Genomic DNA, 25,535 nt, shown 5'->3' on the forward strand with positions numbered 1-25,535 from the left:
TCCAGCTACATTTTTGCCGGCGGCCATTTCGGCGGCCATTACTTCCGCCTACATTCGCCGCATGACTTCCACTGCCCCGCTCCGCGCCGTACTGATTGAGGATGAACCCCTGGCCGCTACTCGCCTGGCGGGCCTGCTGCAAAAGCAGTCCCAGCCGGTTACAGTAGTGGGGCAGGCCGAGTCGGTTGCGGAGGCTATGGAGCTGCTGCAGCGGCTGCAGAGCAACCCGCCCGATGTGCTGTTCCTGGATATTCACTTGGCCGATGGGCTGAGCTTCGAGTTGTTCGAGCGACTATCCATCACCAGCCCGGTCATCTTCACCACGGCCTACGACAAGTACGCCCTGCGCGCCTTCAAAGTCAACAGCGTAGACTACCTGCTCAAGCCCATCGACCCGGAGGAGTTGACGGCTGCCCTCACCAAGTTGCGCCGCCAGCAGCAACCCGCCGGCCCCCAGCTGGATGCCGCCCTGCTCGCCCAGATTTTGCGCCAGGCCCAGCCCGCCAAAGAATATAAAACCCGGTTTGTAGTGCGGGTAGGGGAGCACCTGAAGGCTATTCCCGTCGAGCAGATTGCCTACTTCGCCAGCCTCGAAAAAGTAACCCTGCTGCACACCCGGGAAGGCCGCCGCTTTGTGGTGGATTACACGCTGGAGCAGCTAGAAGGTATGCTGGACCCGTTGGAGTTCTTTCGCCTGAACCGGGCCTACCTAGCCCACGCCGAAGCCATTCAGGACATCATCCACTACACCAATTCCCGCCTGCAAACCATCCTCAAGCCCGCCGCCCCCGACAACGATACCGTGCTGGTAAGCCGCGAGAAGGTAGCCACCTTCAAAGCCTGGCTGGACAGATAAAGAAAAAGCCCCTTAGCTCGGTTGCTAAGAGGCTTTTTGTACCCAGAGCCGGGGTCGAACCGGCACACCTTGCGGTATTGGTGTTTGAGACCAACGCGTCTACCGATTCCGCCATCTGGGCAAGAGGAACAACGCAGTCCGTTGTTCAGGATCGGGCAGCAAACTTAGCCAGAGATTCGCGAATGCGCAACAGGTAGCGCTTTTTTAGATAGTAGGTCCGCACTTGGGCCAGGGCTTGGGGACGGGCTTCGGCGGGCAAATCTTCGTACCCAACCAGCACTGGCTCAATACCTGCTTCCAGGGTGTCGCTCAGAGTATTAACCTCGGTTTCAACGCGCGCAGCAACGGCTGGGTCGGGCTCAAATTCCAGCTCCATCAGCTGTTCATTGAGCTCCATAACTTCCATTAAAAAATCACTGGGTAGCTCCTGTTTTCCTTCTTCCAGCAAGCCGTGCGCATTCAAAATATACGCCATGCGCTGGTCTGCATCCGATAAAACCCGGTAGGCATTGGTGTTGAGCGTGGCCAGTTGAAGGATTTCCTGCTGCTTTTCAGGCGAGGCAGTGGCGTGAAAATCGGGGTGATACTCGCGGCTCAGCGCGTAGTACTGCCGCTTCAGCGCCGCCGCATCCACGCGGAACGACTCGGGCAGGCCGTAAAATTCAAAGTAGTTGGGAGTAGGCATGCGAAAAAGCAAGGGATAGAATAAAGCCTCCGGAAGGCTCTCAGATATACGAAGCGTGATTGCCTGAAGCAGGGGGTAACACGGTCGGTTGTACGGAAAAAGCCAGGGGAGGGGCGGCAAACAGGGCTTTGGTAGCCGGCCATACCTGACCGAACAACACCGAGCGTCGATACGCATTCAGGTGTTCTTCCGATTCCCAATGGCTGTGCGTGCAGTACACTGCCGGATTATTCAGATCCTGCCAAAGCTCCAGGAATCGGCAGCCCGGCATCTGGCGGATTTGCGCCTCTGAGTTTTGAAATAGCTGCAGAAAGGCCGGTATTTGTTCCGGCCGGAACGTCATGCGCACAATGCGGATCAGCATACTAGCTTCATCAAAAGATAAAAAGAGAGTTTCTGTCATACTGGCAGTTGAAACTTAACATAATAAATAAATATATTAAGAATGAGCATTTAGGGCCGAAAAAGTAGGTTTTACAGCTTACTCGCCTACAAACCGTACATCAACCTGTGAGTCGAAGTGCAGACCGAGCAGCTCCGAGGCGTTGCCTTGGTTGATGCCAATGCACAGGCGGTCCTGGCTATTAAAAATGCACACGGCCTCACCGGGAGCCGCCGCCTGAAAGTGGGGCGCAATTTCGCGCACGGTTTCGCGGGCGAAATGAATAGTGCACGGTCGGTCTCGGCCTACCACTTCGATGGCCGTGCGGCTAATATCCGTAATGAGGTTGCCGTAGTGGTCCACGTGCACTACGTGCCCGGTGATGCGGTTGTCCTGCAGGCGCATCTGCCGGTTGAGGAGCTGATACGTGTCGGTGGTAGCGGGGCCGAGGTCGGAGAGTGGGCCGCCCTGGGCCAAATGCACGGCGGCGGGCACTAGTAAGTCTCGGGTAGGGGAGGCGGTGGCGATGTGGCCGACTCCCAACGTTACCAGCTCCTCGGGCATACCATCACACAGCAATGGTAGCAGGCCGTTGTCAGCCGAAACAAAAAAATGGCCCTGAAACCGGGCCGCGTGCCAGGCCGCTTTTGGCGCGCCCAGATCGTTCACGCCCACTAAATGCACGGTGCCCGCCGGAAAATCCTGGTACACGGCGCCTAGCACGTGCACGGCATGCGCAATGTTGAAAGGCTCGATACCGTGGGTAATGTCCAGCACCGGAAGCTGAGGAGCGAGCTGCAGAATCCGCGCCTTCACGGCCGCCACATAATGGTCACGGTAGCCGAAATCGGACAGAAACGTAATCAAGCTCATGGCCGGAAATTGGGAGTTATTCGTACTATTGCCAAGCCCCCGTGGGGGCGGCAAAAGTAGCCCTTTTGCCGTAAAATGGCAGCAGCAACGAACTACTGATTTTTGTTGTTATTGCTTTTACCGATGCGTGCTGTATCCGTCCGGCACTCTTTTCATTCCTTCCGCTTTTAAATTCCCGCAGTTTGGTCGAAAAAATCATCACCCTGGAAAACGTGTCCTTGGTTGAGTTCTTGGGGCCCGATAACCAAAACATCCGGCAGCTGGCAGCGGCGTTTCCGGGTAGCAAAATCATTTCCCGCGGCAACGAAATCAAAATTCAAGGCCAAACGGCCGTCATTAGCCGCATCAACGAGATTCTGTCGGCGTTACTAGAACATTACCACCAGTACGGGCAGATTACCGACAAAACGGTAAGCCAGTTTCTCTCATCCGCCGATGAGGAGCTGGATGAAGCCCGCATGGCGGCCTCGCCCGACGTTATTCTGTTCGGGGCCAAAGGCGGCGTGATTAAAGCCAAAACGGCCAACCAGCAACGGCTGGTAGATGCCGTGCTCAAAAACGACCTGGTGTTTGCGCTGGGTCCGGCCGGTACCGGTAAAACCTACATTTCGGTGGCGCTGGCCGTGCGGGCTCTCAAAAACAAGGAGGTTAAGAAGATTATCATTTCGCGGCCCGTGGTAGAAGCGGGGGAGAGCCTGGGCTTTTTGCCTGGGGATATGAAGGAAAAGGTAGACCCCTACCTCCGCCCGATTTATGATGCCTTGGAGGACATGCTGCCCCCCGAGAAATTCAAGTTCTACCTCGAAAACAAAACCATTGAAATTGCGCCGTTGGCGTACATGCGGGGCCGCACGCTCAACAACGCCTTTGTGCTGTTGGACGAAGCCCAGAACACCACGCCTTCGCAGCTGAAGATGTTTTTGACCCGTATGGGGCCGAACGCCAAAGTGATGGTGAACGGTGACCGGAGCCAGATTGACCTGCCAACCAAGCAAAAATCGGGGTTAATCCAGGCTCTGGACATTCTGCGGGGCGTGAACGGCATTGGCTTCGTGGAAATGACGGCCGAAGACGTGGTGCGCCACCGCCTGGTAAAGCAAATTGTGCAGGCCTACGACAAGTTCGACGTGGAGCAGCAGAAGGAGCAGGCCAACCGGCCCGTGCGCGAGTACCGCCCCAGCTACCAGCGCCGCCAGGACGAAGTGGCTCACCACGACCCCGGCAAGCACCCGGACGCCCGCCGCGAGGACGATGGTACCCGGGAATTACCCGTCAACCACGAGCAGTAAACTGCTGTGGATAGAATGAGAAAGGCGGCTACCAGTTTAGGTAGCCGCCTTTTTACGTTTCTGACTGCAGTAAGCTGCGTATGTTTGGAGCCGCCAACTTCTCATTTTTTCACCATTGGCTGGCTTCGGTCAGCTTTTCCTTACTGCCTTCCCGTGATTCTCATCCACCGCGTTGCTACCGAGCAGGAGCTACTTTCCGCCCTGGCCATCCGCCATACTGTATTTGTGCTGGGCCAGAACGTACCTGCTGACCTGGAGAATGACTTGCACGACCGCACCGATGCCACGCATTATCTGGCAGTAACCGAAACGGGTATGCCCTGCGGGGCCGCCCGCTGGCGCACTACCGACAACGGTGTGAAGCTGGAGCGGTTTGCGGTGTTGGCGGACTACCGCAACCAACAAGTAGGCGCGGCCCTGCTGGCGGCGGTGCTGCAGGATGTGCAGGCCGCGCACCCCACGGCCGAGGTATACCTGAACGCCCAAGTAAATGCCGTGCGCTTCTACGAGCGGCATGGCTTTGTGAAGGCTGGCGAGGCGTTTTGGGAAGCCGGTATTGAGCATTACAAAATGGTGTGGCAACGCCCGGAGTAGGCTGTAGCTTTTAGCCCTGGAAAATCGAGAGCCAGCGCGGCGCTTCTGCTATGAGAGAAGCGCCGCGCTGGCTTTTGTTATTCAGAGCATTTTCAGCATTTTACCTGCTCATTGCTGACGAGCTTACGGCTATTCATTACGTTACTAATTGGGTGTGTAGGTATGGAAATAAAATGGGCTTCCAACGCGGCGGTTCGGCTAGTATTGCCGCTGATGGGTGGGATTCTGCTGTACCTCTACGCCGGCGAGGCCCTGCCCGATTTGCGGTGGCTGGCCGCGGCGCTGACGGCCTTATTTGTAGTAGTACAGCTATGGGCCGCCCGGCAGCCAGCCCCGGGGCCCACCGATACAGCCGGCCTGTTGGCGGTGCTGGCTTTGTTTGTGGCTGGAGCGGCCCTAACCCAGCAATCTACCGAGAGCCGCAACGCTGACCACCTGTACCGGTTTGGCTCCCGCATCGAATACTACCGAGCCGTGGTGGATGATTACACGGTGGTGCGACCCGCCACCTACGCCACTACCGTGCGGGTATCGGCGGTGCGGGTGGCGGGGCGCTGGCAGCCGGCGCAGGGTGGTATCCGGGTGAGTATTCCGCGCGAGGATGGCTTGGCTGCCCCGCAGTACGGCGACGTATGGGTGGTACGGGGCGCGCCAGCTCCCAGCAAAGCCCCCCTCAACCCCGGCGAGTTCGACTACCGGCGCTATCTGCAGTACCATCAGGTGTATCACCAGCAGTTCATTCACCCCGACCAGTACCAGCGCGTGGCTGTGGAGCCGCCCAGTGTACTGCGGGCTATGGCCATGCGGGCGGCGCGGGTGCTGGATGGCATATTTCGGCAGTACGTGCATGCCAAGCGGGAATACGCCTTGGCCTCGGCACTGGTGCTGGGTATCAAGGATGAGGTGGATCAGGAAACCAAGCAGGCCTACGCCAACACGGGTACCACGCATATCATGGCGGTATCGGGGTTGCAGGTGGGGTTGCTGTTTGGGGCCGTTACGTGGCTGCTGGGGCTGCTGCCGGGCCGGCGGGGGCCCTGGTTCCGGCTGGTTACGGCCTTGCTGGGGCTGGCTGTTATCTGGAGCTACGCGTTCCTGACGGGCTTATCGGCCTCGGTGCTACGCGCTGCCGTCATGTTCTCGTTTATCATCTTGGGCCGGGCCTTCAGCCGGCAAACCTCCATGTACAATCTGCTGGCGGCGGCGGCGTTTTGCCTGCTCTGCTACGACCCGTATCTGCTCTGCGATGTGGGCTTTCAACTGTCGTTTCTGGCCGTGCTGAGTATTGTGTATTTGCAACCGCGCATCCTGAGCTGGCTGAACCCGAAGGCGTATTTTCTGAATAAGCAGCGCCCCTGGCAGCCGAAAGCGGTGCAGAAAAGCTGGAGCTGGCTGGGGAGTTTTCTGCACTATGTGTGGGCCGCTGCGGCCCTGTCCTTGGCGGCGCAGGTGGCTACTTTTCCGTTGGGGCTGTATTACTTCCACCAGTTCCCGTTGAGCTTTCTGGCCTCCAACCTGATTGCCGTGCCCATTTCCAGCGGCGCGGTGTACGTGGGCCTGGGGCTACTGGCCCTGAAGGGGTTGGTAGCACTAGTGGCTTTGGCCTTACCCAACGTAGCACAGGTGCTCGACTACGGCCCACAGGCTGTTGGGTACGTGTTTGAAATGCTGATTCGGTGGTTCAACAACTATATATTCTGGATTGGCCGCATAATGCCCGACGCGCTGATATCCGGCATTCACGTCACTACTCCGCAAGTGTGGCTGATTGGGGGCGTGATTCTGGCAGTGTTGCTGTTTTTCGCGCTGAAGAAATTGCCGTGGTTAGCTCTGGCTTGTACCCTGCTGGGCGTGTTTGCCGGGAGCAAGGTGTGGGCGGCCTACCAGCTGACGCCTACCAAGCAACTCGTTATCTACAGTATTCCGCGGCGCTCAGTGGTGGGCTTCTGGCAAGGTGCCAGCGCCGAAATAGTCACGCTTGACTCCCTGCCGCTCACCGAAACCGAGCGAACCTACCGCATCGTGCCCGGCATCATTCAGCGGGAAGCGCGCCGGGTAAGCTACCGGCCCGGCTGGCAAGGCTGCCCCGTGCCGGCCGTGGTGGCGGAGCCGGGCCTCACGCTCACTACTTGGCAAGGGCACAAGCTGGCCTTCGTAAGTGGCCGGCTGAGCGGGGCCACTGGTCCTGTGCCGGGCCTCACGGCGGTGGTGCTGCGCCGCAACGCCCGCGTGCAGCCGCAGCAGCTGGCTGAGGTGTTCAGCACCAAAGCCCCCGTTGTGTTCGACTCTTCCTGCAAAAGCTGGTATGTGCTTCGGCAGGATTCGGTGCTGCGGGCTGCGGGCTTTCAAACCCACGATGTGACGCTGCAGGGGGCCTTTGTCGTGGAGCAAACGCAATAGGCAGAAGCTTAGCCGGTGTTGGCCGAAACCGAAGTGCCCCTAATAGGAGTATAGTGTATACTAGAACACTAGTAGCGTAGCCCTGATTTTACTACGTTTGGTTTTCGCGCCCCCGTTCTGTGTCAGCGTCTGCACCCGTTCCTGCCTGGGACTCCCGTACCCGCTGAATTTCTTTCACCGTACTGCAACTCCCTGATTATGGAAGACATGCCCACTCAGGAACTGGAAGACCTGCGCTTCATTCGCTATGAAGCCCGGGACTCTATCGGCTATATTACCCTCAACCGCCCCGATAAGCGCAATGCCCTGAGCGCTGAGATGGTAACCGAGCTGAAGCTGGCCTTTGAATACGCCGAAGACGATGAAGCCTGCAAGGTAATTGTGCTGCGGGCCGAAGGGGAGGTGTTTTGCGCCGGAGCCGACCTCGCTTACATTCAGGAGCTGCAGGGTTTCGGCTACACCGATAACCTGGCCGATTCTACCCACCTCATGCAGCTCTTTCACCAGATTTATACCCTCAAAAAGGTGGTAATAGGTGAGGTGCAGGGCCACGCCCTGGCCGGCGGCTGCGGCCTGGCCACCATCTGCGACTTTGCCTTCACCGTACCGGAAGCCAAGTTCGGGTACACCGAAGTGAAAATCGGGTTTTTGCCGGCCATTGTGAGCGTGTTCCTCCTGCGCAAAATAGGGGAGGCCCGCACCAAGCAACTGTTACTCACCGGCGACGCCGTATCGGCACAGACGGCGCAGGAGTTTGGGTTGGTGAATTTCTTGGTGCCCCGCGAAGAGTTGGCCGCTAATGTGTTCCGGTTTGCCCGCCGTCTGTGCGTTGAAAACTCGGGCCAGAGCATGGAAACCACCAAGGAAATGCTGGCGCGCATTCCCGAAATGCCTTTGGAAGACAGCCTCCGCTACGCCGCGCGGCTCAACGCCGAAGCCCGTGGCTCCGATGATTGCCGCCGGGGCATTGCGGCCTTCCTCGGCAAGGAGAAAATTGTGTGGGACAATTAACCGTTGCTCGCCCGAAGCCGATCAACCGATGCCCCGCTGGCCCCAACCAGCGGGGCATCGTTTTTGGGGGCCTGCCAATTTTTGTACCTTTCTCCCTTATCTGGTTTTAAACTTCTTCCTATCAGGTTGGTTTGCCCTCTATGACGACGCTGGCAGCCGTAGCCGTAACCACGGCTACTTTTATTGGAATGGAATTCGTAGCCTGGTTTATGCACCGGTTTGTGCTGCACGGGCCACTGTGGTTTCTGCACCGCTCGCACCATGTGCGGCACCCGCACCGCTTTGAGCGCAACGACTTCTTTTTCCTGTTTTACGGCTCCCTATCCATGCTGCTGATCATGTACGGCTCGGCCGACAAGGATTTTCGGTTTTGGATGGGAGTGGGCATTGCCGCGTACGGCACGCTGTACTTCTTTGTGCACGATGTGCTGATTCACGGCCGGATGCGCTTCTGGCGGAAGTCGCGCAACGCGTATTTGCGGGCGTTGAACATGGCCCACAAAATCCACCATAAAACCACTGGCCGCGACGGTAGCGAGGAATTTGGACTGCTGTGGGTGTCACCGAAATACTACGCGCTGGCGTTGCGGCAGCCCGCGCCTACGCGCGTACTCCCGCAGCGTCGGGCCATTGTTAACTCGGATATCAAGGAGGGGTAGTATCGTGGGCCATTTTTCAATCAGTGACCTGGAGCAGCTCTCGGGCATCAAGGCACACACTATTCGCATTTGGGAGCAGCGCTACGGTATTCTGCGGCCGGTGCGCACCGCTACCAACATCCGCACGTACTGTGACGATGACCTGCGCCGCCTGCTCAACGTGGCCACCCTGTGCGGCCGGGGCTACCGTATTTCGCAGGTCGCCAAACTTTCAGAGCAGGAATTATGCAAGGCCGTTATTTCCTGCGACGACGAAAACCACTCGGACCGCTACTGCCACCACGTGAACGGGCTGCTGGCCGCCATGCTCGAGATGAACGAGAGCCGGCAGGTATGCATTCTGAATCAAGTGGTGGAGCAGTATGGGTTTGAGCAGGCCGTTTTGCGGGTGATATATCCGTTTCTGCAGCGCATTGGTGTAATGTGGCAGGCGGGCACTGTCAACCCGGCCCAAGAGCACTTGGTTACCCACCTGATTCGGCAGAAGCTGATGGCCGCAACCGATGCGCTACCTGCTGTGCAGCCGGCCACGGCCCGGCGCTGGGTGCTGTTTCTGCCGGAAGGCGAAATGCACGAGCTGGCGCTGCTGTTTATGAACTACGTGCTCCGCAGCCGGGGACACCATGTGCTGTATTTGGGCCAGAATCTGCCGATGGCCGAGCTGTCCCAGGTGTGCAGTGCCTACCAGCCGTACGCTTTGCTGACGGTGCTGACAGCCGTGCCGGAACGTCATGAGGTAGCTGATTTTGTGCAGCGCCTAAGCGAGCTTTGCCCCGATATTCAGCTGTTTCTGTACGGACCACTTGCCCAGCTGGAGTTTGAGTTGCCCACCAATGCGAGCCGCCTTGCCCTCATCACCGATTTTATTTTACTGGCTACCGGGCTCATAAACCACGATGCCTGCGTTGCCCAGCCCGAATTAACGGTAGGATAACGGCTGATTGTTAACCATTAATACGCCCCGGTCGTACTGCTTGTCAGGCAACGGCCGGGGCTTTTTGTTGTCTCTGTAAGTGGCCCTGGTTCAACAGGCGGGTATAGCTGAAACTGTATGGTTAGGCATCTGGCTAGCATGAGCGTATTGATGCAGTTGATTGGTTAATAGGTGGTTGTGCAGGTTTGGGGTGGCGATACGTACGAAATATGGGCATTACCTAAAATAAATTGATGTAGGTACGTACTACTTCCAAACACTCGAGTATATTTGTTTAACTTTTTGCCACGAAAAGCTAAACAGCATGACCTCTCTGGAATTCACCGACCAAGTACAGAAGATTTCCTACTCCCTGAAGCCCGTGGCAATGAACCTGACGCGCGACGCAGACGATGCCAAGGACCTAGTACAGGAAACCTTGCTCAAAGCCATGCTGAACAAAGACAAGTTCAAGGCGGGCACCAACTTGAAGGCGTGGTTGTACACCATCATGCGCAACACCTTCATCAACAATTACAACAAAATCACCAAGCGCAATAGCAATATTGACAGCACGGAGTACTTCCAGTACTTCAACACCAACGAAAATTACATTACGCACAACGGAGCCACCTCCGATTTCGTAGTAGCAGATATCAACGAAGCCATTGCCGGCCTGTCGGCCGATTACCGGACTCCGTTCATGATGTACTACATCGGTTACAAATACCTGGAAATTGCGGAGAAGCTGCAAATTCCGATTGGAACCGTGAAAAACCGAATCCACATCGCCCGCAAGGAACTCAAGCAGGCGCTGAAGACATACGCCCCCGGCGTGTAGGGAATAGGGAGAGAGTACAGACCCGCCCCGGGCGTATCGCGGGCCGCAGATTACGTTTACCATCCCAGGTAGCGTGGTTTGCGGCCCGTCTGTTTATGGACCAAATGCCGAAAATATGGCCGCAAGCTAAACAATTGCGTATGCCCGGCAGATTGTAGCTTGCACTCCATACTCCCAACTCCTACTGCTTGGCTTCCACTCTATCTTCTCAACGTGTACTTGTCATCGGGGCCGGCTTTGCGGGCTTGGCGGCGGCTACTTCCCTGGCCCAGCGCGGATATCAGGTAACTATTCTGGAAAAAAACGAGGGACCCGGCGGCCGGGCCCGGGTCTTTAAGGCCGAAGGCTTTACCTTCGATATGGGTCCGAGCTGGTACTGGATGCCCGATATCTTTGAGCAGTACTTTGCCCGCTTCGGCAAAAAGGTATCTGATTACTACGAACTGGTCCGGCTGGACCCTTCGTACCAGGTAATTTTCAAAGGGCCCGAGGCAGTAGATATTCCGGCCGCCATGAGCGAGCTGCGGCAGCTATTTGAGCGCTACGAGCCCGGCAGCGGGGCCCGGCTGGATGAGTTTCTGCGGCAGGCGGCTTACAAGTACGAAGTAGGTATCGGTAAATTCGTGCACATGCCTGGCCGCTCCCTGCTGGAGTTTATGGACCCGCGCCTGGTAGTGGACGCCGTGCGGCTGGACTTGCTGCAGAGCATGCACAAGCACGTGCGCAAGTTCTTCAAGGATGCGCGTCTGCTGGAGCTGGTGGAATTCCCGATTCTGTTTCTGGGCGCTACCTCCGAAAATACCCCGGCCCTGTACTCGCTCATGAACTACGCCGACCTGGCGCTGGGCACTTGGTACCCCATGGGCGGCATGCACAAAATTGTGGAAGGCATGGTGCGCCTAGCCGAGGAGCGGGGCGTGCGGCTGGAGTACAACCAGGAAGTGCGGCAGATTGTGGTAGAGAATGGCCGCACCACCGGCGTGCAAACCGCCCAGGGCTTCCGGCCCGCCGATGTGGTCATTGCCGGTGCCGACTACCACCACGCCGAGCAGCACCTGCTGGCCCCCGAGTGGCGCACCTACGACGAGGCGTACTGGGACTCCCGCACCATGGCTCCGTCGTCGTTGCTGTTTTACTTGGGCGTCAATAAGCGTCTGCCCAATTTGCGCCACCACAACCTGTTCTTCGACGAGGATTTCAGTCTGCATGCTCAGGAAATCTACGAAGACCCCAAGTGGCCCAGCCGACCCTTGTTCTACGTGTCGGCCCCCAGCCAGACGGACACCAGCGTAGCTCCAGAAGGCTGTGAGAACATCTTCCTGCTGATTCCGGTGGCTCCCAACTTGCCCGACCCCGAGGCTACCCGGGAGCACTACTACAATCTGCTGATGGACCGCTTGGAAAAGCACTGCGGCACTAGTATCCGCGACGCGGTGGTGTACAAGCGTAGCTACGCCCACCAGGATTTCATGCAGGATTACCACAGCTACAAAGGCAACGCCTACGGGCTGGCCAACACGCTGCGGCAAACGGCCATTCTCAAGCCTGCTCTCAAAAGCAAAAAGGTGCGGAATCTGTACTTTACGGGCCAGCTTACCGTGCCCGGCCCCGGGGTGCCCCCGTCCCTGATTTCGGGCCAGGTAGTGGCGAAGGAAGTGGAGAAGGAGAATCAGTAACTCAGCAGAATGGACCACGTTGCCCTATTTACCGAAACCAGCCGGGCCTGCGCCAAGCTGATAACCAGGCGGTACAGCACTTCTTTTACGCTCGGTATTCGCACCCTCGACCAACGGTTTCACCTGCCGGTATACTCCGTGTATGGCTTTGTGCGCTGGGCCGACGAAATTGTGGACACCTTCCATGACCACGACAAAGCCGCCCTGTTTGCGGACTTCAAGCGCCAAACCTACGAGGCCCTGGAAATTGGCCTGAGCCTGAACCCGGTGCTGCACGCGTTTCAGGATGTGGTGCGCCGCTACGGCATCGACCGAGAGTTCATCGACGCGTTTCTGTTCAGCATGGAAATGGACCTCGACGACCGGAATTACAACCAGTCGCTCTACGAGCAGTACATCTACGGCTCGGCGGAAGTGGTGGGGCTGATGTGTCTGCGCATCTTCTGCGAGGGCGACGCCGCTCTTTTTGAGCGCCTGCGCGAGCCGGCCCGCCGCTTGGGCTCGGCCTTTCAGAAGGTGAACTTCCTGCGCGACGTGCGCTCCGACTACGAGGAGCGGGGCCGCGTGTATTTTCCTGGTGTGCAGTACGAGCGGTTTACGGATGCCGTGAAGCGCGACATTGAAGCCGACATTCGGGCCGATTTTGAGGCGGGCTACATGGGTATAGTGCAGCTGCCCCGGGCGGCCCGGTTGGGGGTGTATCTGGCGTATGTGTACTATTTGAAGCTGTTTCATAAAATCCGGCAGCTGCCGGCTACTACCATTCTGGGCGAGCGGGTGCGGGTGCCCAACAACACCAAGTTGCTGCTGCTGCTGGGGTCCTATTTCCGGTACCGGCTGGCGCGGGTGTAGCCCTTCGCCGGAACTATTGGCAGGCATCTTGCCGTAGGGGAGAAGAACTGCGCCGTTGCAGAACCGCTAGCTTTGCGGCTATTCTTCCACCAACCCCCGTTGCGCGTGAAGCTCGCCCGATTCTTATTTCTTGTTTTACTCCTGACGTTTTCCACCTACGTGTCAACCGAAGCCAACCCCTACGCGGTGCAGCAGCTGCGCCGCCACTATCAGCAGGCCGCCGCCAGCAAAGAAGCCGGCGAGAAGTTTCATAAGCTGATGGCTGCCTACGACAAGCAGGATGCCGTGGTGCTGGCGTACAAAGCAGCGGCAGAAGCCATTCGGGCCCGGGATGCTTCTATGCTCAGCAAGCTCACGCACGTGCAGCAGGCCAGCAAGCTGTTCGACCAGGCCGTGAAACTTGACGCCGACAATGCCGAAATCCGGTTTTTGCGCCTGAGCGTAGAGAGCAACCTGCCGAGCTTTCTGGGTCTAAGCCAGCACGTGGATGAAGACCGACAGTTTTTGGTAAGCACGCTGCTGCAACATCCCAAGTCGGGCCTGGATGCTGAATCGTTTGAGTTGGTGCGCGACTTTCTGGTGCAGCGGGGTCATACCTCGGAGGCCGAAGCCGCGCGTCTGAGCCGCCTCTAATAGCCACCGCCTTTCCACCGTACAGGCCCCACGTTCTGCCCGAGCGTGGGGCCTGCGTATATCTTGGCAGCCCACTTGTGCGTTGTACGCATGCACAATCCGTGGTTCGGGGGCTCAGCCCGAGCTACTACTCTGCACGTTGCTATGAAAAACACCTTTCTTCTCACTACTGCTTTAGTTTGCTCATTCACCGCTGCCGCCCAGCAAACCGTGCTTAAAGGCCGGGTGCTGGATGAGCAGGGCCACCCCGTGCCCTACGCCAACGTAGGCCCGCCCGGCGCCGAGCCCGGCACCGCCACCAATGAAGCCGGCGAGTTTAGCCTGCGCGTGAGCAAGCTCCCTCAGAAGCTGGCCGTCGTAAGCCTCGGCTACACTACAACGGTACTGGAGGTGGCATCGGCCGCGCCCGTTACCGTAACACTCAAGGCCAGTACCGTGGCGCTGCCCGAAGTAAAAGTGCGCAACCCCGATAAGCTGGCTGCCGACTTGGTGCAGCGCGCCTACGCCAAGCTGGCTCGGCATCAGAAGGAAGAAGAGTTTGGCAAAGCCTTCTATCGACAGAAACAGGAGCATAACGGCCGCTACACCGAGTTCCTGGATGCGTTCTACGATGTGCGCTTCAACGGTCAGGGTATTAGTGGGTGGCAGCTGGAGCAGGCCCGCTATGGCTCGGCGCAGGAGGATACAGGTGTAGAAATGACCAATTTCTCGGCGGCGCTGCGCCTGATTCCGGTATTCGACCCCAAGCCCAGCCGCCGCACCCTGGCCGTGCCGCTGAGCCCCGGCAGCAGCCGCACATTCACGTTCCATCTGCGCGAAATTCTGGAAAATCAGGGCCAGGAAACGGCTGTTATTGATTTCAGCCGCCGCCCCGGCGTGAATATTTTTGTGCCGGAGGGTACGCTGTACATCGACCGGCGCACGGCTGCCCTGCGCCGCATTGAGGCCATGGTGCCCATCGACCATCTCATGACGCTGCAGCTCCGGCAGGGTACTACTCTGGATGCCCAAACTATGCGCATGACCACCGAATTCGCCCCGCACCGCGACTCCCTGAGCCGGGTGCAGGCCATTCGGGCTGAGCAGCAGATTGTGTTGCGCTACCAGAACCGGCCCGACACGACTACGCTCAACGGTAACCTGTTTTTTTACCGCTACACGGCCCGGCCGGCCGGCAAAGGCTACAAAACCACCGGTGCCAGCTACAACGACCTGAAACAGGCTCAGAAGAAGCCCTACGATGGCACTTTTTGGCACGATAAGGAGGTTTTACGAGCCTCGCCGGCTGAGGAACGAGTTATCCGAGACCTGGAACAACGGAAGGCATTTGGAGCATTTTGAAGTAAGTGAAGCGCAAACCTACCGCTGAGTTTTCCGGTTTGTGTTCTATCTTCCGCCTCAAGCGTAACCTTCTACCAGCCTCAGCAGTTAGTCCGTTAGCTATGCCGCACCACCTGAGCGTCCGTATCGACCCCAATTCCGGCTTTTGCTTCGGCGTTATCTATGCCATTCAGATGGCCGAAGACCTGCTCGATGAGCAGGGGTATCTGTATTGCCTCGGCGACATTGTGCACAACGATGAAGAAGTTGAGCGCCTGCAACACCGGGGCCTGCGCATCATCGATTATGAGCAACTGGCCGCTCTGCGCAACGAGGCAGTGCTGATTCGGGCCCACGGCGAGCCGCCGGCCACCTACCAGATGGCCCTGACCAACAACCTGACCCTCATTGATGCTTCTTGCCCGGTGGTGCTTAAGCTACAGAACCGCATCAAAAGCAGCTTCGACCGGCAGGAAAAGATTTTCATTTACGGTAAGCACGGCCACGCCGAGGTACGCGGTTTACTGGGCCAGACGCACGGCCAAGCCGTGGTGTTTGAAAACCTGGATGAGCTGCTGCGCCACGAGCTGCCGCAGAACATCACGCTCTATAGCCAGACTACCAAAAGCACCGACTCGTTTTACCGGATTAAAGAACAGCTGGAGGGCCGGGGGCACCAAGTGGTGGCCAACGACACTATTTGCCGGCAGGTAAGTAACCGGGACAAGGATTTGCGCCGGTTTGTGGCCCAGTTCGATCAGGTTGTGTTTGTGTCGGGCACGAAAAGCTCCAATGGCAAGGTGCTGTACCAAGTGTGCAAGGACACCAACCCTGCCACGCACTTTATCTCGAAAGCAGAAGAACTGTGCCCATCCTGGTTTCAGCCGGGCCAAACGGTGGGTATTTGCGGAGCTACCAGCACGCCCATGTGGCAGATGGAGCAGGTGCGCGACCGGCTGCTGCAGTATTAAGCCGTATCTTCCGGGATGCCTCTCTCGCCTGCTGCCCCTTCAGTACCGCACGTAGCCCCCTCGGCCCGGCGGGTAAAACCAGCCACGCTGGGCTGGCGCGGCGTGGCTGTTGCCGGCCTGATATTGCTAAGCTGGGCTGGACTGCTAACGTTTCTGCTGGCGTATTTCCGGCCTGACTGGCGCACGCCGTGGCCGTACCTGCTGGCGCTGCTGCAAACCCATTTGTACACGGGCCTTTTCATTACTGCGCACGATGCCATGCATGGCGTAGTAAGTGCCAACCGACGGCTGAACAACGCCATTGGGACGCTAACGGCCGGGCTCTTTGCCTTCAACTGGTTTCCGCGGATGCTGCCCAAGCACCACGCCCACCACCGCCACGTAGCCACCGAGGAGGACCCCGATTTTCATGATGGCCAGCACATGGGCTTTCTGCCGTGGTTTGCGCGTTTCGCTTGGAATTACGTGACGGTGGCGCAGGTGGTATTGATGGCCATAACGTACAACGTACTGAAGGCATTCTTCCCGATGGAGAATGTCATTGTGTTCTGGATGCTACCCGCCGTATTGGCCACACTGCAGTTGTTCTACTTCGGTACCTATCTGCCGCACCGCGGTGAGCACGCGCCCAGTAACCCGCACAAGTCCCGCAGCCAGTTTCGGCACCATCTGTGGGCCTTTGTGAGCTGCTACTTTTTCGGGTATCACTACGAACACCACGACCAGCCATATTTGCCGTGGTGGCGCTTGTGGCAGGCCAAAGAGCTGGCCTAAACCCTACTGATTGTAGCTGGCTGCCAGGGTATAATGCTCTTTTTATATATTGGGCTTGTGGGCTGTGTGCATTGCGCGGCGCTTCACTACCAGTAATTGCCCCGCATGTATTACCGGACTGTAAGGAGGCTACAACACCGGGCGTGGGCGCTGAGCCTGCTGCTGAGCGGTGTTTGGGCAATTCACAGTCAGGCTGCGGCACCAGCCACTCAGCAGGTTGGTCAGGCTCCAACGGTGCGCGAGCTACCGGCGGCGGAAGCCCATCGGGTTGTTGCGCAGGTAGCCCGCGAGCTGCCCGTTGCCACCCAGCATCAGGATACGGCCCGAATCCGACAGTTGCACTGGCAAGTGGGGCAGGCCTGGTACACGCTGCGTCAGCCTGAAAGAGCAGCGCAGCACTACCGCAAAGCAATGCGCCTGAGTTCTACCGGTAGTGTGGGGGCGGCGTGGTCGGGGTGGTTGCTAGGGAAAGCATTGGTAAGCCAGGGCGACACCGGAAAGGCCCGGCAGGCTTACCGCCGCGCGTTGCAGGTGTTCCGGCAGCAGCGCGAACTGGCCGGGCAGGGGCAGGTGCTGGAACAGTTAGGCGAACTACACGGCCGGAGCGGGCACTGGGCGCAAGCCCAGAAAAGCTACGAACAGGCCCTAGCCACTTGGCAGCTGGCGCACGATGCCACTCGGGCAGCACACGTGCTAAACTTGCTGGGGGCCGCGCACCGGGAGCAGCAACACCAAAGCCGGGCCCTGTACTATCTGCAGCAGAGCCTGGGCTGGGCCCAGCAGCAGCGCGACAGTACCTTAGCCAGCGAGGCGCTGACGGGTATGGGAAGCGTGTATCAGTCGTTGCGCAACTCGGAGGTAGCGGCGGCCTATTTTGAGCGGGCATTGCAGGCCTTGCCTACGGGGGCAGTTCCTAGCAAGCGCGCCGCCGCCCTGCGCAACCTGGGAACCATGTACGATTCGTTGGGCAATGGCTCGGCGGCTGAGCATAATTATCAGGCGGCCCTGCTTTCCGCTCGCCAAACCGGCTCGTATGTGTTGCTGGGGCAGTTGTATGGCTCGTTAAGCAGCCTGTATCGTCGGCAGGGCCAAACCCAGGCGGCCCTACAGGCGCTGCTCCGATACACAGCCCTGCAGGACAGTGCCTACGCCGAACAGCACTTGGCGCAGGTAGCGGAGTTGCAAACCCGCTTTGAAACGGAGAAAAAAGAAAAAGAAATTCAACTGCTGACGAAAGAGCGGCAATTGCAGCAGGCCAACTTGCAGCGGCAAACAACCCTGCGGAATTTGCTGGCTGCTGGGGCATTGCTGCTGCTGTTGCTGGTAGTGGTGCTGTACCGGGCGCAGCGGCGGCAGCAGCAAACCAACCGCCTGTTGCGGCAGAAAAACGCGGCCATTAGTCGGCAAAAAGAGGAGCTGGACCGCCTCAACCGGACCAAGGACACCCTTTTCTCGATTATCTCCCACGACTTGCGCGGGCCGCTTACCTCCCTATACTCCCTGCTGGCCTTGCTGAAGCTGGGCCGGTTGCCGGCCGACCGGCTGGCCTCTCAATCGGAGCGGCTCACGCGGATGCTCGATAGTACCCTGCACATGCTGGACAACCTATTGAACTGGTCGGCGTCGCAGCTGAAAGGGGGCGGCAGCGCCCGGCCCGAGCGTATCCGGTTAGAGGAACTGGTAGAAGAAACCGTGGCCCTATTTCAAACCGACGCCGACCGCAAAGGAATTCAGCTGCGCTGCGAAATGCCCGACTGGTGCCCCGCTCGTGCCGATGTGAACATGGTCCGGCTGGTGTTGCGGAATCTGCTCAGCAACGCCCTGAAGTTTACGCAAACCGGCGGCAGCGTCCGAATTTCACTTGAGCAGCGGGCCCGGTTCTGGGAAATTGCCGTGCAGGATACCGGCGTGGGTATTGACCCGGCTAGCCAAGCCCGCCTCGCCGAAACCGGTAATTATTTCTCCACGCCGGGCACCGCCCGCGAGAAGGGGACCGGCCTGGGTCTGCCGCTGTGCCGGGAGTTTGTGCACCGCAATGGGGGTGAGTTCTGGTTCCGGAGCCAGCCCGACAGCGGCTCATCCTTTCATTTCACACTGCCGGCCGCTTTAGAGGAGCAGCCCGCTGCTAGCATGAGCAATGCGGGCCAGTTGAATGCGAATACCGCTAGTGCTGCCGCCGAATAAGGGAGCGGTTTACAATACGCTCCGTTACCCGCTCCCGGTAGGTCTGGCCCAGGGGGAGGGCAAACCCGCCTACTTTTACCTCCAGGTTGCTCACGGAATCGATGCGGGAGGCGTTTACCAGGTACGAGCGGTGCGTGCGCACAAACATGCCCGGAGGCAGCTGCTCCTCCAGGTTTTTCAGGTTCACCAACGTAAGGTGGGTGCGGCCGTCGGCGGTGTTAATCTTGGTGAAGTCTTTCAGCGCTTCGATGTAGAGCACCTCCCGATAGTGCAGGCGCACAAACTGCGCATCCGTGCGAATGAAAAACGAGCCCCAGCCGGTGAGCGTGTCATTTTGCACATCGGCCGCCGCGGGGTTTACCCGCAGAATGCCGGCTACTTTGGTAACTGCCTTCAGAAACCGGTCAAGGGAAATGGGTTTCAGCAGAAAGTCAATAACATCTAGGTTAAAGCCCTCCATAGCATACTGCGGGTACGCCGTCATGAGCACCACCAACGGGGGCTGATGCAGGGACCGAACCAAATCAATGCCGCTTAGGTGGGGCATGGTTACATCCGAGAACAGCACCTGCACGGGGTTATCCAGCAAATAGCGGTGGGCATCAAGCGGGTCGGTAAAGGCAGCCTTCACGTCCAGGATGTCTGTCATTGCCACGTAGGCCTGTAGCAGGTCCAGCACAAGCGGATCATCATCGATAAGCAGGCACGAAATCTTCATACTATGAAGCGCTAATTGCAGGTAACGTGGTGAATATAGAAATATAAAATTGATTTGTCTTATAAATTATTGAAAGAAAACAATTTTTGTACTCCTAAAATGGCTAACTGGTCTACTTTTCAGCCACTTTGCTATACTTTACCCGAAACTATCAGGGTGTTTTAGTTAGCTTATCACGTACACATACTGCTCTTGTTTCCGCTCTGTATCTGCTACTTACCATCGTTGGCGTTCTGTTTCCCCTCAATGCCCAACCACCACTCTGCACCTATTTGCTATGGCACCTGCTTCTCTCACTACATTGCCGGGGGCTCCTCCGGTTATTTTAGGCGTTGCCCTGACCATCTCTACGCATGAGGGGCTGCGCCGCTCCCTACGGTCTGCGTTTGGCCTGAGTACCCGGGCCATCAACCTCCGGATTGACCCCGGAATGGACCTGATTTTCCTCTGCGAAACAACGCTGCCGAGTACCTTGCCCTGCCTGGCATCTCTCACGCATCCGGGCGTTACGGCGGTTACCCTTCGGGAGGCAACGCTCGACTGGATTCCCGACCCCGACCATGCCATCGGCCGGGGCACGCCCACGCTGGGAGCCTTGGAAAGCGGGAGTTGCTTTCTGACGGCCAACAGCCGCAAAATTCCGATTGCCACGTTTGGCCCGCGTAATGTCCATCCTAATCACATTGAAATGGAGTTGCTGGGGCAGCCAAACCTGCTGGAATTTCTGCGCTCCGAGTGGTTCACGCTGGAAATATCCGGCACAAACCGGCGTCGGCTGAACCGCCCGCTGGCCTTCACCGCCAATCTGCAGTTTGAAGTGCGCATGCTGTCCAGCATAGCGGCCTGATGACTGGTAAACTGACAAATTATAAAAAAAGCCTCCCATCATCTGGGAGGCTTTTTGTGCTTAGTGGGTACTGTTGGTCTTTTTGCAGCAGTCGGGCAGGCGGTCATAAGCGCGGGCATCGGCCGTTACTTCATCGGCGTCGTAGCCGGTTTTCTGCACGGCGGTGCGTAGGGCCGCAGGCGTAGTTTTATCGGGCCGGTAGGTTACCGTAAGCACCTTGCTGGGCACATCCAGCTTGGCCGATTCCACGCCTTTCTCGTAGGCCAGCGACTTTTCGAGGCGGGCCTTGCACATGTCGCACACGGCGGAGGTTTTCAGCGCCAGGGTTTCGGTGCCGGTCTTGGCTTTGGGCGTGGTTTGCTGGGCAAACGAGGCGGCCGAAGTCAGCAACAGAGAGCAGGCGAGCAGGAAGGATGACAGAACTTTCATACGATGGAAAACAAGGAAGCTGAAGCTAAAATTCAGTAGGAAAGATTTTTGGCCGGAGTTATTGCAGCGTGAACCGCAGGCCAGCGTAGGTGAGGCGGCCGTACACCGGGCCCCAGATCATGGCCGCGTCAAAATTCGGGCCGAAGGGAGCCGTAGCCCCGTCGATGGGGTTGGGCTGGCGGTAGTTGGTGAGGTTTTCAACGCCCGCGTACACCTCCAGCCGCTTGAAGGCCCGGGTAAGCTGGGTGTTCAGCAACGCATAGCGTGGGGCGTAGCGCAGGGTGGTTTCGCCCGTGCCGTGCTGGTGGCCCATACTGCCGGGCGCGTGGGCCAGCGGGCGGCGGCCGAAGCCCTGCACCGTGAAATCGGCCCGCCACTTATCAAAAGCCGTGGCGTAACCCAGGTTCAGAAACAGCCGGTGGCGGGGCGTGAGCACCTTGGGCAGCAGTTGGCCATCGTAGGTGGTGCGCACATCCAGGTACTTGTAGGCCGCCTTGGCCTGCAGGCCTTTCACGGGCTCCACCTGCACCTCCGTCTGGAAGCTGCGCGAGAAGCTGCGCCCGCCCGGCTCCAGGTTACCAATGAGCAGCTGGGCCGCCGCCGTGTAGGGGTCCGATACTACCTGGTTCTGAAACTCGGTGTGGTAGTAGTCGGTGATGAAGGTGCCGGGCCGCCCGAAGGCGTTGAAGTACTGCGTAAACGAGCCGCCCACGTTCCAGGCCGTTTCGGGGCGCAGGTTGGGACTGATAACAAACTCCCGGGAGCTGACCAGCATGCCCGAGTTTTCGGCCAGCGGGTTAGCCGTGCGCTGGCCCCGGCCGGCAGCTAGGCGCAGCACCGTGTTTTTGGCCGGGTCGTACTTCACGTTGAGGCGGGGCGTGAGAAACCAGCCGTACAGGTTGTGGTAGTCGAGGCGCAGGCCGGTTACCACCGTCAGGTTGCGGGCGTTCTGATAGGTGTATTCGGCAAAGGCCCCCGGCACCTGCTCCAGGCGGTTGCGGTGCTCCCGGGCGTAGCGCTCGGCCGGCGTTTCGGTGGCGTAGGTGAAGCCCGTGCGGAACACCTCCCGGTAATCATCGTGCAGAAAGCTCAGTCCCGCCCGGTAGGTGTGGGCCGTGGTGCCGATGATGCTCTGAAACAGCAGCGTGGCCAGCCCAGTGGTCTGGGTGCCGTCGTAGGTGCGCAGGCCGTAGCGGGAGGTAAAGTCGTGGCTGGTGCCGCTCAGTAGCAGGCCCAGGCTCTGGTAGGGGCGGCCGGGCCAGGTGTAGCTGGTTTTGGCGTAGCCCGTGTAGCGGTTGGTTTCCTGCGTGGTACCGTAGGATGGGCCCGGCTGGGGCTGGCCTTCCCGGTAGCCCAACTGCCCGCCCTGCCGGGTTTCGCGCAGTGCACCTAAACCCAGCTCCGTCACCAGCCCCTCGCCCGATAGGTACTTCCACTTGTTGAACAGGTTGAACTGCGTAGCCAGCGGCAAATCCAGAAACGAGTCATTGTTACGGTCGACGCGGCGGCCCAGGTGGTCGGTGTGCAGCAGCAGGGCGGTACTCACCTTTTTGCTCACGCGGGAAGCCAGGTTCAGGTTTACATCAAATTTGCCCAGGTCGTTGGCGTAGGCATTGAACAGCAGCCGGTCGGCTTTGTCAGGCTCCTTCAGGCGCACGTTCACCTGGCCCGAAATGCTCTCGTAGCCATTCACCACCGAGCCCATGCCCTTGATGATGTCGATGCTTTCAATCCAGGGCCCCGCCAGGTAGCCCAGGCGGTAGGGAGTAGAGAGGCCCCGCAGCGCCGGCAGGTTGTCGATGGTGAGCAGGGAATACGCACCGTCCAGCCCCAGCAGCTGAATTTGCTTGGCCCCCGACACGGCATCGGTAGTTGAAACTTCCACCGAGGCATTGGTTTCAAAGCTCTCGGCCAGGTTGCAGCAGGCCGATTTGGTCAGGTCGCGGCTGGTGATGACCTGAGTGTTGGTGGGCGTGAGGCCGGAATAGGCGAGGGCCCGGCCTTCCACCTTTACCTCGCCCAATTCCTGGGAGCGGCGCAGGTTTACGCGCACGTAGCCGCCGCTGGCCTGCACGGTATCGGCCTGGTACCCCAGAAAGTTGATGATGAGGCGGGTATCGGGCGAGGCGGGCCGCACCAGCGAGAAAGCGCCCTGCCCATCGGTAGTGGTGGCGCTGGTAGGCGTGCTGAGCCAGCGCACCACGGCCCCCGGTACCGGCGAGTTAGTGGTGCCATCCAGCACCTGCCCGCGCACGGGTGCCACCGAGGCGTCGGGCGTTTGGGCCACGGCAGCGGTGCTGCCAAGCATCAGGCCCAAAACGGCGGTAAACCGGCTAGGGCTTGCAAGAAAATTCATTGTAGTCAGGATGTTAGCGTTTCTGATGGGCGGCTCACAGCGGAGCACACCAAAGAATCCTTCGAAGCGAGGAAAGCTCAGAAAGCGCTAGACTACTAATACGCCCACAAACGTGAGCAACTGCCGCCCTGCTCGCAATGGGGGCGAGGAATCGGAGGCGTGCCAGCCCTGTGGAGCCAGCGCCGGAGTGACCTCAACTACGAGCCATACCGGGCTAGTGGGCCACTGGGGCAGTAAAGTTGGCAACGGCGCCTTCACCCAGGCAAGGTGCGCCGAGGGCACATCCAGCTTATGAAAGTGAGCCCCAAACTCGCAGCAGGCCTTGGTAAACTGGGCTTTGCCGGTTTGATGAGAAGCATGCTGCGCCGCTTGCGGAGGCGGGCAGCCGTGCCGTGCCGGGCTGAACACTACCGCCGCTGTGTGCCGGCCGCTCTGCCGGCAGGTATGCTGCTGCACCGTGAGCCCCACCGAGGAAGTGAGGACCAGCAAAGCCAGCCAGAAGCTGAAGAGCCGATGCAGCAAAGGGCGTTTCATAAGTCGTGCAAATATACAGCTTACGCACTACATACCCCGGTGCGAAATGTAGAGCCGAACTGTGCAAAATTCCGGAACTTTGCCCGGCAGTTGGATGCCGCTGAGTATGAGAAAGCGCCTCCGCCTACCCTGCTGCCATTTTGGCGCAAAGCAAGGGTTTGATAAAAGTGAGGGAAAGAAAACCGCATTTAGAGCGAGTAGGAGAGGTTTTAGGCGGTGGTAGAAAATGGTAAATTGTGGTGGGGTTTTCCGAGGGGTTGCGTACTTTTGCTATATCCCGTTTCTATGTCCTCTCACCAGCTCCCTGCATGTCCCAGTTGCTCTCCGGCGAATACGAGTGCAAGCTCGACCCCAAAGGTCGGGTGGTGCTGCCGGCGAAGGTGAAGGCCAACCTGCCCGAAGCCTCCGGCAACCAGCTGGTGCTGGTGCGCGGCTTCGAGCCCTGCCTGGTGCTGTACCCTCGGGCCGCGTGGCGCGTGATTCACGAGAAGGTGATGGCCCTGGACGAGTTTAATGAGGAGTACCGGCAGTTTCAGCGCAATTTTTTCCGGGGCATGACGGAAGTAGAGCTGGACAGCATCGGCCGGTTTATGCTGCCGGGCACCATGCGCCGCTACGCCGGCATCGAGAAGGAGGCCATTGTGGTGGGGCTGGGCAACCGATGCGAAATCTGGGACCCCGCGCGTTACGACGACTTCCTGATCAAGGACCAGCAGAGCTTCTCCAAGCTGGCCCAAAAATTTCTGACCACCGACCCCACCGCCGGCAATCCGCTGGCGGCTTAACCTGTTGCCTTGAACCAGTACGCCAACGATACCAACTACCACCGCCCCGTGATGCTGGCCGAGTGCCTGGAGGCCCTGCAGCTGCAACCCGGCGGCCGCTACGTGGACGTGACGTTTGGGGGCGGCGGGCACTCGGCCCGCATCCTAGAGCGGCTGGGCCCGGGTGGGCACCTGTACAGCTTCGACCAGGACGCCGACGCCGAGCAGGAGGCCGCCAAGCTGGCCCGGCCCGGGTTTACCTTCATCCGCAGCAACTTCCGTAACCTACAAGCTGAACTGAAACGGCATGATGCCCTGCCTGTTGATGGGCTGCTGGCCGATTTGGGCGTGTCGTCGCACCAGTTTGATACCCCGGAGCGCGGCTTCAGCACCCGGTTCGACGGGCCACTGGATATGCGCATGAACCCAGACGGTGATGAAATTTCCGCCGCTGACATCATTGCCGACTATTCCGAAGCCGAGCTGCACCGCATTTTCGGCATGTACGGCGAGGTTACCAACGCCCGCACGCTGGCTGCTACTGTGGTGGCCGCCCGCCGTGGGCAGAGCATTACCACCATTGGGGGCCTGAAAAAGGCTATTGCATCAGTAATGCCCCGTGGTAAGGAGAATAAGTACCTGGCCCAGGTGTTTCAGGCCCTGCGCATCGAAGCCAACGACGAAATGGCGGCCCTGCGCGAGATGTTGGAGCAAACGGCCCAGGTGCTGCGCCCCGGCGGACGGCTGGTGGTGATGAGCTACCACTCTCTGGAAGACCGGCTGGTGAAGAACTTCCTGGCCAAGGGCAAATTCTATGGTGAAGTGGAGAAGGACCTGTTCGGGCGCACCAACGTGCCCTTCGAGGTGCTCACCCGCAAGCCCATCGATGCCACCGCCGAAGAAATTGCCCTGAACAGCCGGGCCCGCTCGGCGAAGCTACGTGTGGGCATTAAACTCTGATTTTTAGAATCGAA

The 25,535-nt window shown here is 58.9% G+C and carries 25 protein-coding genes and 1 tRNA gene; 18 read left to right on the top strand and 8 right to left on the bottom strand.

What is annotated here, in order from left to right; translation table 11 throughout:
- The first annotated feature begins 61 nt into the window (after nucleotides 1-61).
- The gene (locus LF252_RS01570; RefSeq protein WP_226266621.1) at nucleotides 62-856 is read left to right on the top strand and encodes a LytR/AlgR family response regulator transcription factor; all 795 of its coding nucleotides are present in this window, start codon (nucleotides 62-64) and stop codon (nucleotides 854-856) included.
- 39 nt (nucleotides 857-895) lie between these two features.
- Here LF252_RS01570 and LF252_RS01575 read toward each other — a convergent pair.
- From LF252_RS01575 to LF252_RS01590, 4 genes are all read right to left on the bottom strand, one after another.
- Nucleotides 896-977: transfer RNA gene (locus tag LF252_RS01575), tRNA-Leu, on the bottom strand.
- Between the two features lie 24 nt (nucleotides 978-1,001).
- On the bottom strand, nucleotides 1,002-1,541 hold the full coding sequence (locus tag LF252_RS01580) for an iron-sulfur cluster co-chaperone HscB C-terminal domain-containing protein (protein ID WP_226266623.1): 540 nt from the start codon (nucleotides 1,539-1,541) through the stop codon (nucleotides 1,002-1,004).
- A 40-nt stretch (nucleotides 1,542-1,581) separates the two neighbouring features.
- A complete protein-coding gene (locus tag LF252_RS01585; RefSeq protein ID WP_317197831.1) occupies nucleotides 1,582-1,944 on the bottom strand; it encodes a putative quinol monooxygenase in 363 nt (120 codons plus the stop codon).
- 78 nt (nucleotides 1,945-2,022) lie between these two features.
- On the bottom strand, nucleotides 2,023-2,796 hold the full coding sequence (locus LF252_RS01590) for an SAM hydrolase/SAM-dependent halogenase family protein (RefSeq protein WP_226266625.1): 774 nt from the start codon (nucleotides 2,794-2,796) through the stop codon (nucleotides 2,023-2,025).
- Nucleotides 2,797-2,978: 182 nt separating this feature from the next.
- Here LF252_RS01590 and LF252_RS01595 point away from each other — a divergent pair, with 182 nt between their 5' ends.
- The 14 genes from LF252_RS01595 (at nucleotide 2,979) to LF252_RS23205 (ending at nucleotide 18,913) form a co-directional block, all read left to right on the top strand.
- Complete coding sequence (locus LF252_RS01595) at nucleotides 2,979-4,085, top strand: PhoH family protein (RefSeq protein WP_226266636.1); 1,107 nt, start codon at nucleotides 2,979-2,981, stop codon at nucleotides 4,083-4,085.
- Nucleotides 4,086-4,238: 153 nt separating this feature from the next.
- A complete protein-coding gene (locus tag LF252_RS01600) occupies nucleotides 4,239-4,679 on the top strand; it encodes a GNAT family N-acetyltransferase (RefSeq protein ID WP_317197832.1) in 441 nt (146 codons plus the stop codon).
- Between the two features lie 162 nt (nucleotides 4,680-4,841).
- Nucleotides 4,842-7,079, top strand: coding sequence for a ComEC/Rec2 family competence protein (locus LF252_RS01605; protein ID WP_226266638.1), 2,238 nt, complete (start codon nucleotides 4,842-4,844; stop codon nucleotides 7,077-7,079).
- Between the two features lie 198 nt (nucleotides 7,080-7,277).
- Nucleotides 7,278-8,090 (top strand): enoyl-CoA hydratase/isomerase family protein, encoded by an 813-nt coding sequence (locus LF252_RS01610; protein WP_226266639.1) that lies wholly within the window; start codon nucleotides 7,278-7,280, stop codon nucleotides 8,088-8,090.
- 140 nt (nucleotides 8,091-8,230) lie between these two features.
- On the top strand, nucleotides 8,231-8,749 hold the full coding sequence (locus tag LF252_RS01615) for a sterol desaturase family protein (protein WP_226266641.1): 519 nt from the start codon (nucleotides 8,231-8,233) through the stop codon (nucleotides 8,747-8,749).
- A gap of 4 nt (nucleotides 8,750-8,753) precedes the next feature.
- Nucleotides 8,754-9,683 (top strand): MerR family transcriptional regulator, encoded by a 930-nt coding sequence (locus LF252_RS01620; RefSeq protein WP_226266643.1) that lies wholly within the window; start codon nucleotides 8,754-8,756, stop codon nucleotides 9,681-9,683.
- Between the two features lie 304 nt (nucleotides 9,684-9,987).
- Complete coding sequence (locus tag LF252_RS01625) at nucleotides 9,988-10,503, top strand: sigma-70 family RNA polymerase sigma factor (protein ID WP_226266645.1); 516 nt, start codon at nucleotides 9,988-9,990, stop codon at nucleotides 10,501-10,503.
- Nucleotides 10,504-10,691: 188 nt separating this feature from the next.
- Complete coding sequence (locus LF252_RS01630; protein WP_226266647.1) at nucleotides 10,692-12,179, top strand: phytoene desaturase family protein; 1,488 nt, start codon at nucleotides 10,692-10,694, stop codon at nucleotides 12,177-12,179.
- A gap of 9 nt (nucleotides 12,180-12,188) precedes the next feature.
- A complete protein-coding gene (locus LF252_RS01635) occupies nucleotides 12,189-13,031 on the top strand; it encodes a phytoene/squalene synthase family protein (RefSeq protein WP_226266649.1) in 843 nt (280 codons plus the stop codon).
- Between the two features lie 159 nt (nucleotides 13,032-13,190).
- Nucleotides 13,191-13,664 (top strand): hypothetical protein, encoded by a 474-nt coding sequence (locus tag LF252_RS01640; protein ID WP_226266651.1) that lies wholly within the window; start codon nucleotides 13,191-13,193, stop codon nucleotides 13,662-13,664.
- 144 nt (nucleotides 13,665-13,808) lie between these two features.
- On the top strand, nucleotides 13,809-15,005 hold the full coding sequence (locus LF252_RS01645; protein ID WP_226266653.1) for a carboxypeptidase-like regulatory domain-containing protein: 1,197 nt from the start codon (nucleotides 13,809-13,811) through the stop codon (nucleotides 15,003-15,005).
- Between the two features lie 101 nt (nucleotides 15,006-15,106).
- Nucleotides 15,107-15,955, top strand: a complete 849-nt coding sequence (locus LF252_RS01650) for a 4-hydroxy-3-methylbut-2-enyl diphosphate reductase (RefSeq protein WP_226266655.1) — start codon at nucleotides 15,107-15,109, stop codon at nucleotides 15,953-15,955.
- Between the two features lie 15 nt (nucleotides 15,956-15,970).
- Nucleotides 15,971-16,729: a fatty acid desaturase gene (locus tag LF252_RS01655; protein WP_226266657.1), complete on the top strand. Its 759-nt coding sequence runs from the start codon at nucleotides 15,971-15,973 to the stop codon at nucleotides 16,727-16,729.
- Between the two features lie 105 nt (nucleotides 16,730-16,834).
- Entirely contained in the window at nucleotides 16,835-18,913 is a 2,079-nt protein-coding gene (locus tag LF252_RS23205) for a tetratricopeptide repeat protein (protein WP_226266668.1), read from the top strand.
- Here LF252_RS23205 and LF252_RS01665 read toward each other — a convergent pair.
- A complete protein-coding gene (locus tag LF252_RS01665; protein WP_226266669.1) occupies nucleotides 18,894-19,631 on the bottom strand; it encodes a LytR/AlgR family response regulator transcription factor in 738 nt (245 codons plus the stop codon). The two genes, LF252_RS23205 and LF252_RS01665, sit on opposite strands and share 20 nt — an antisense overlap.
- A gap of 277 nt (nucleotides 19,632-19,908) precedes the next feature.
- On the opposite strand from LF252_RS01665, the gene LF252_RS01670 reads away from it, so the two are divergent.
- Nucleotides 19,909-20,478 (top strand): hypothetical protein, encoded by a 570-nt coding sequence (locus LF252_RS01670; protein ID WP_226266670.1) that lies wholly within the window; start codon nucleotides 19,909-19,911, stop codon nucleotides 20,476-20,478.
- 60 nt (nucleotides 20,479-20,538) lie between these two features.
- Here the strand turns inward: LF252_RS01670 and LF252_RS01675 are convergent, their stop codons facing one another.
- From LF252_RS01675 to LF252_RS01685, 3 genes are all read right to left on the bottom strand, one after another.
- A complete protein-coding gene (locus tag LF252_RS01675; protein ID WP_226266671.1) occupies nucleotides 20,539-20,907 on the bottom strand; it encodes a heavy-metal-associated domain-containing protein in 369 nt (122 codons plus the stop codon).
- 58 nt (nucleotides 20,908-20,965) lie between these two features.
- Nucleotides 20,966-23,263 carry a TonB-dependent receptor gene (locus LF252_RS01680; protein WP_226266673.1) on the bottom strand — a complete coding sequence of 766 codons (2,298 nt, stop codon included), beginning with the start codon at nucleotides 23,261-23,263 and terminating at the stop codon, nucleotides 20,966-20,968.
- A gap of 87 nt (nucleotides 23,264-23,350) precedes the next feature.
- Nucleotides 23,351-23,797, bottom strand: coding sequence for an HYC_CC_PP family protein (locus tag LF252_RS01685; RefSeq protein ID WP_226266675.1), 447 nt, complete (start codon nucleotides 23,795-23,797; stop codon nucleotides 23,351-23,353).
- 308 nt (nucleotides 23,798-24,105) lie between these two features.
- On the opposite strand from LF252_RS01685, the gene mraZ reads away from it, so the two are divergent.
- Both mraZ and rsmH read left to right on the top strand, forming a co-directional pair.
- On the top strand, nucleotides 24,106-24,582 hold the full coding sequence (gene mraZ, locus LF252_RS01690; protein ID WP_226266677.1) for a division/cell wall cluster transcriptional repressor MraZ: 477 nt from the start codon (nucleotides 24,106-24,108) through the stop codon (nucleotides 24,580-24,582).
- A gap of 9 nt (nucleotides 24,583-24,591) precedes the next feature.
- Nucleotides 24,592-25,521 (top strand): 16S rRNA (cytosine(1402)-N(4))-methyltransferase RsmH, encoded by a 930-nt coding sequence (gene rsmH, locus LF252_RS01695; protein WP_226266679.1) that lies wholly within the window; start codon nucleotides 24,592-24,594, stop codon nucleotides 25,519-25,521.
- Nucleotides 25,522-25,535: the final 14 nt, after the last annotated feature.

The organism is Hymenobacter pini (genome assembly GCF_020421205.1).
GTDB classification, from domain to species: domain Bacteria; phylum Bacteroidota; class Bacteroidia; order Cytophagales; family Hymenobacteraceae; genus Hymenobacter; species Hymenobacter pini.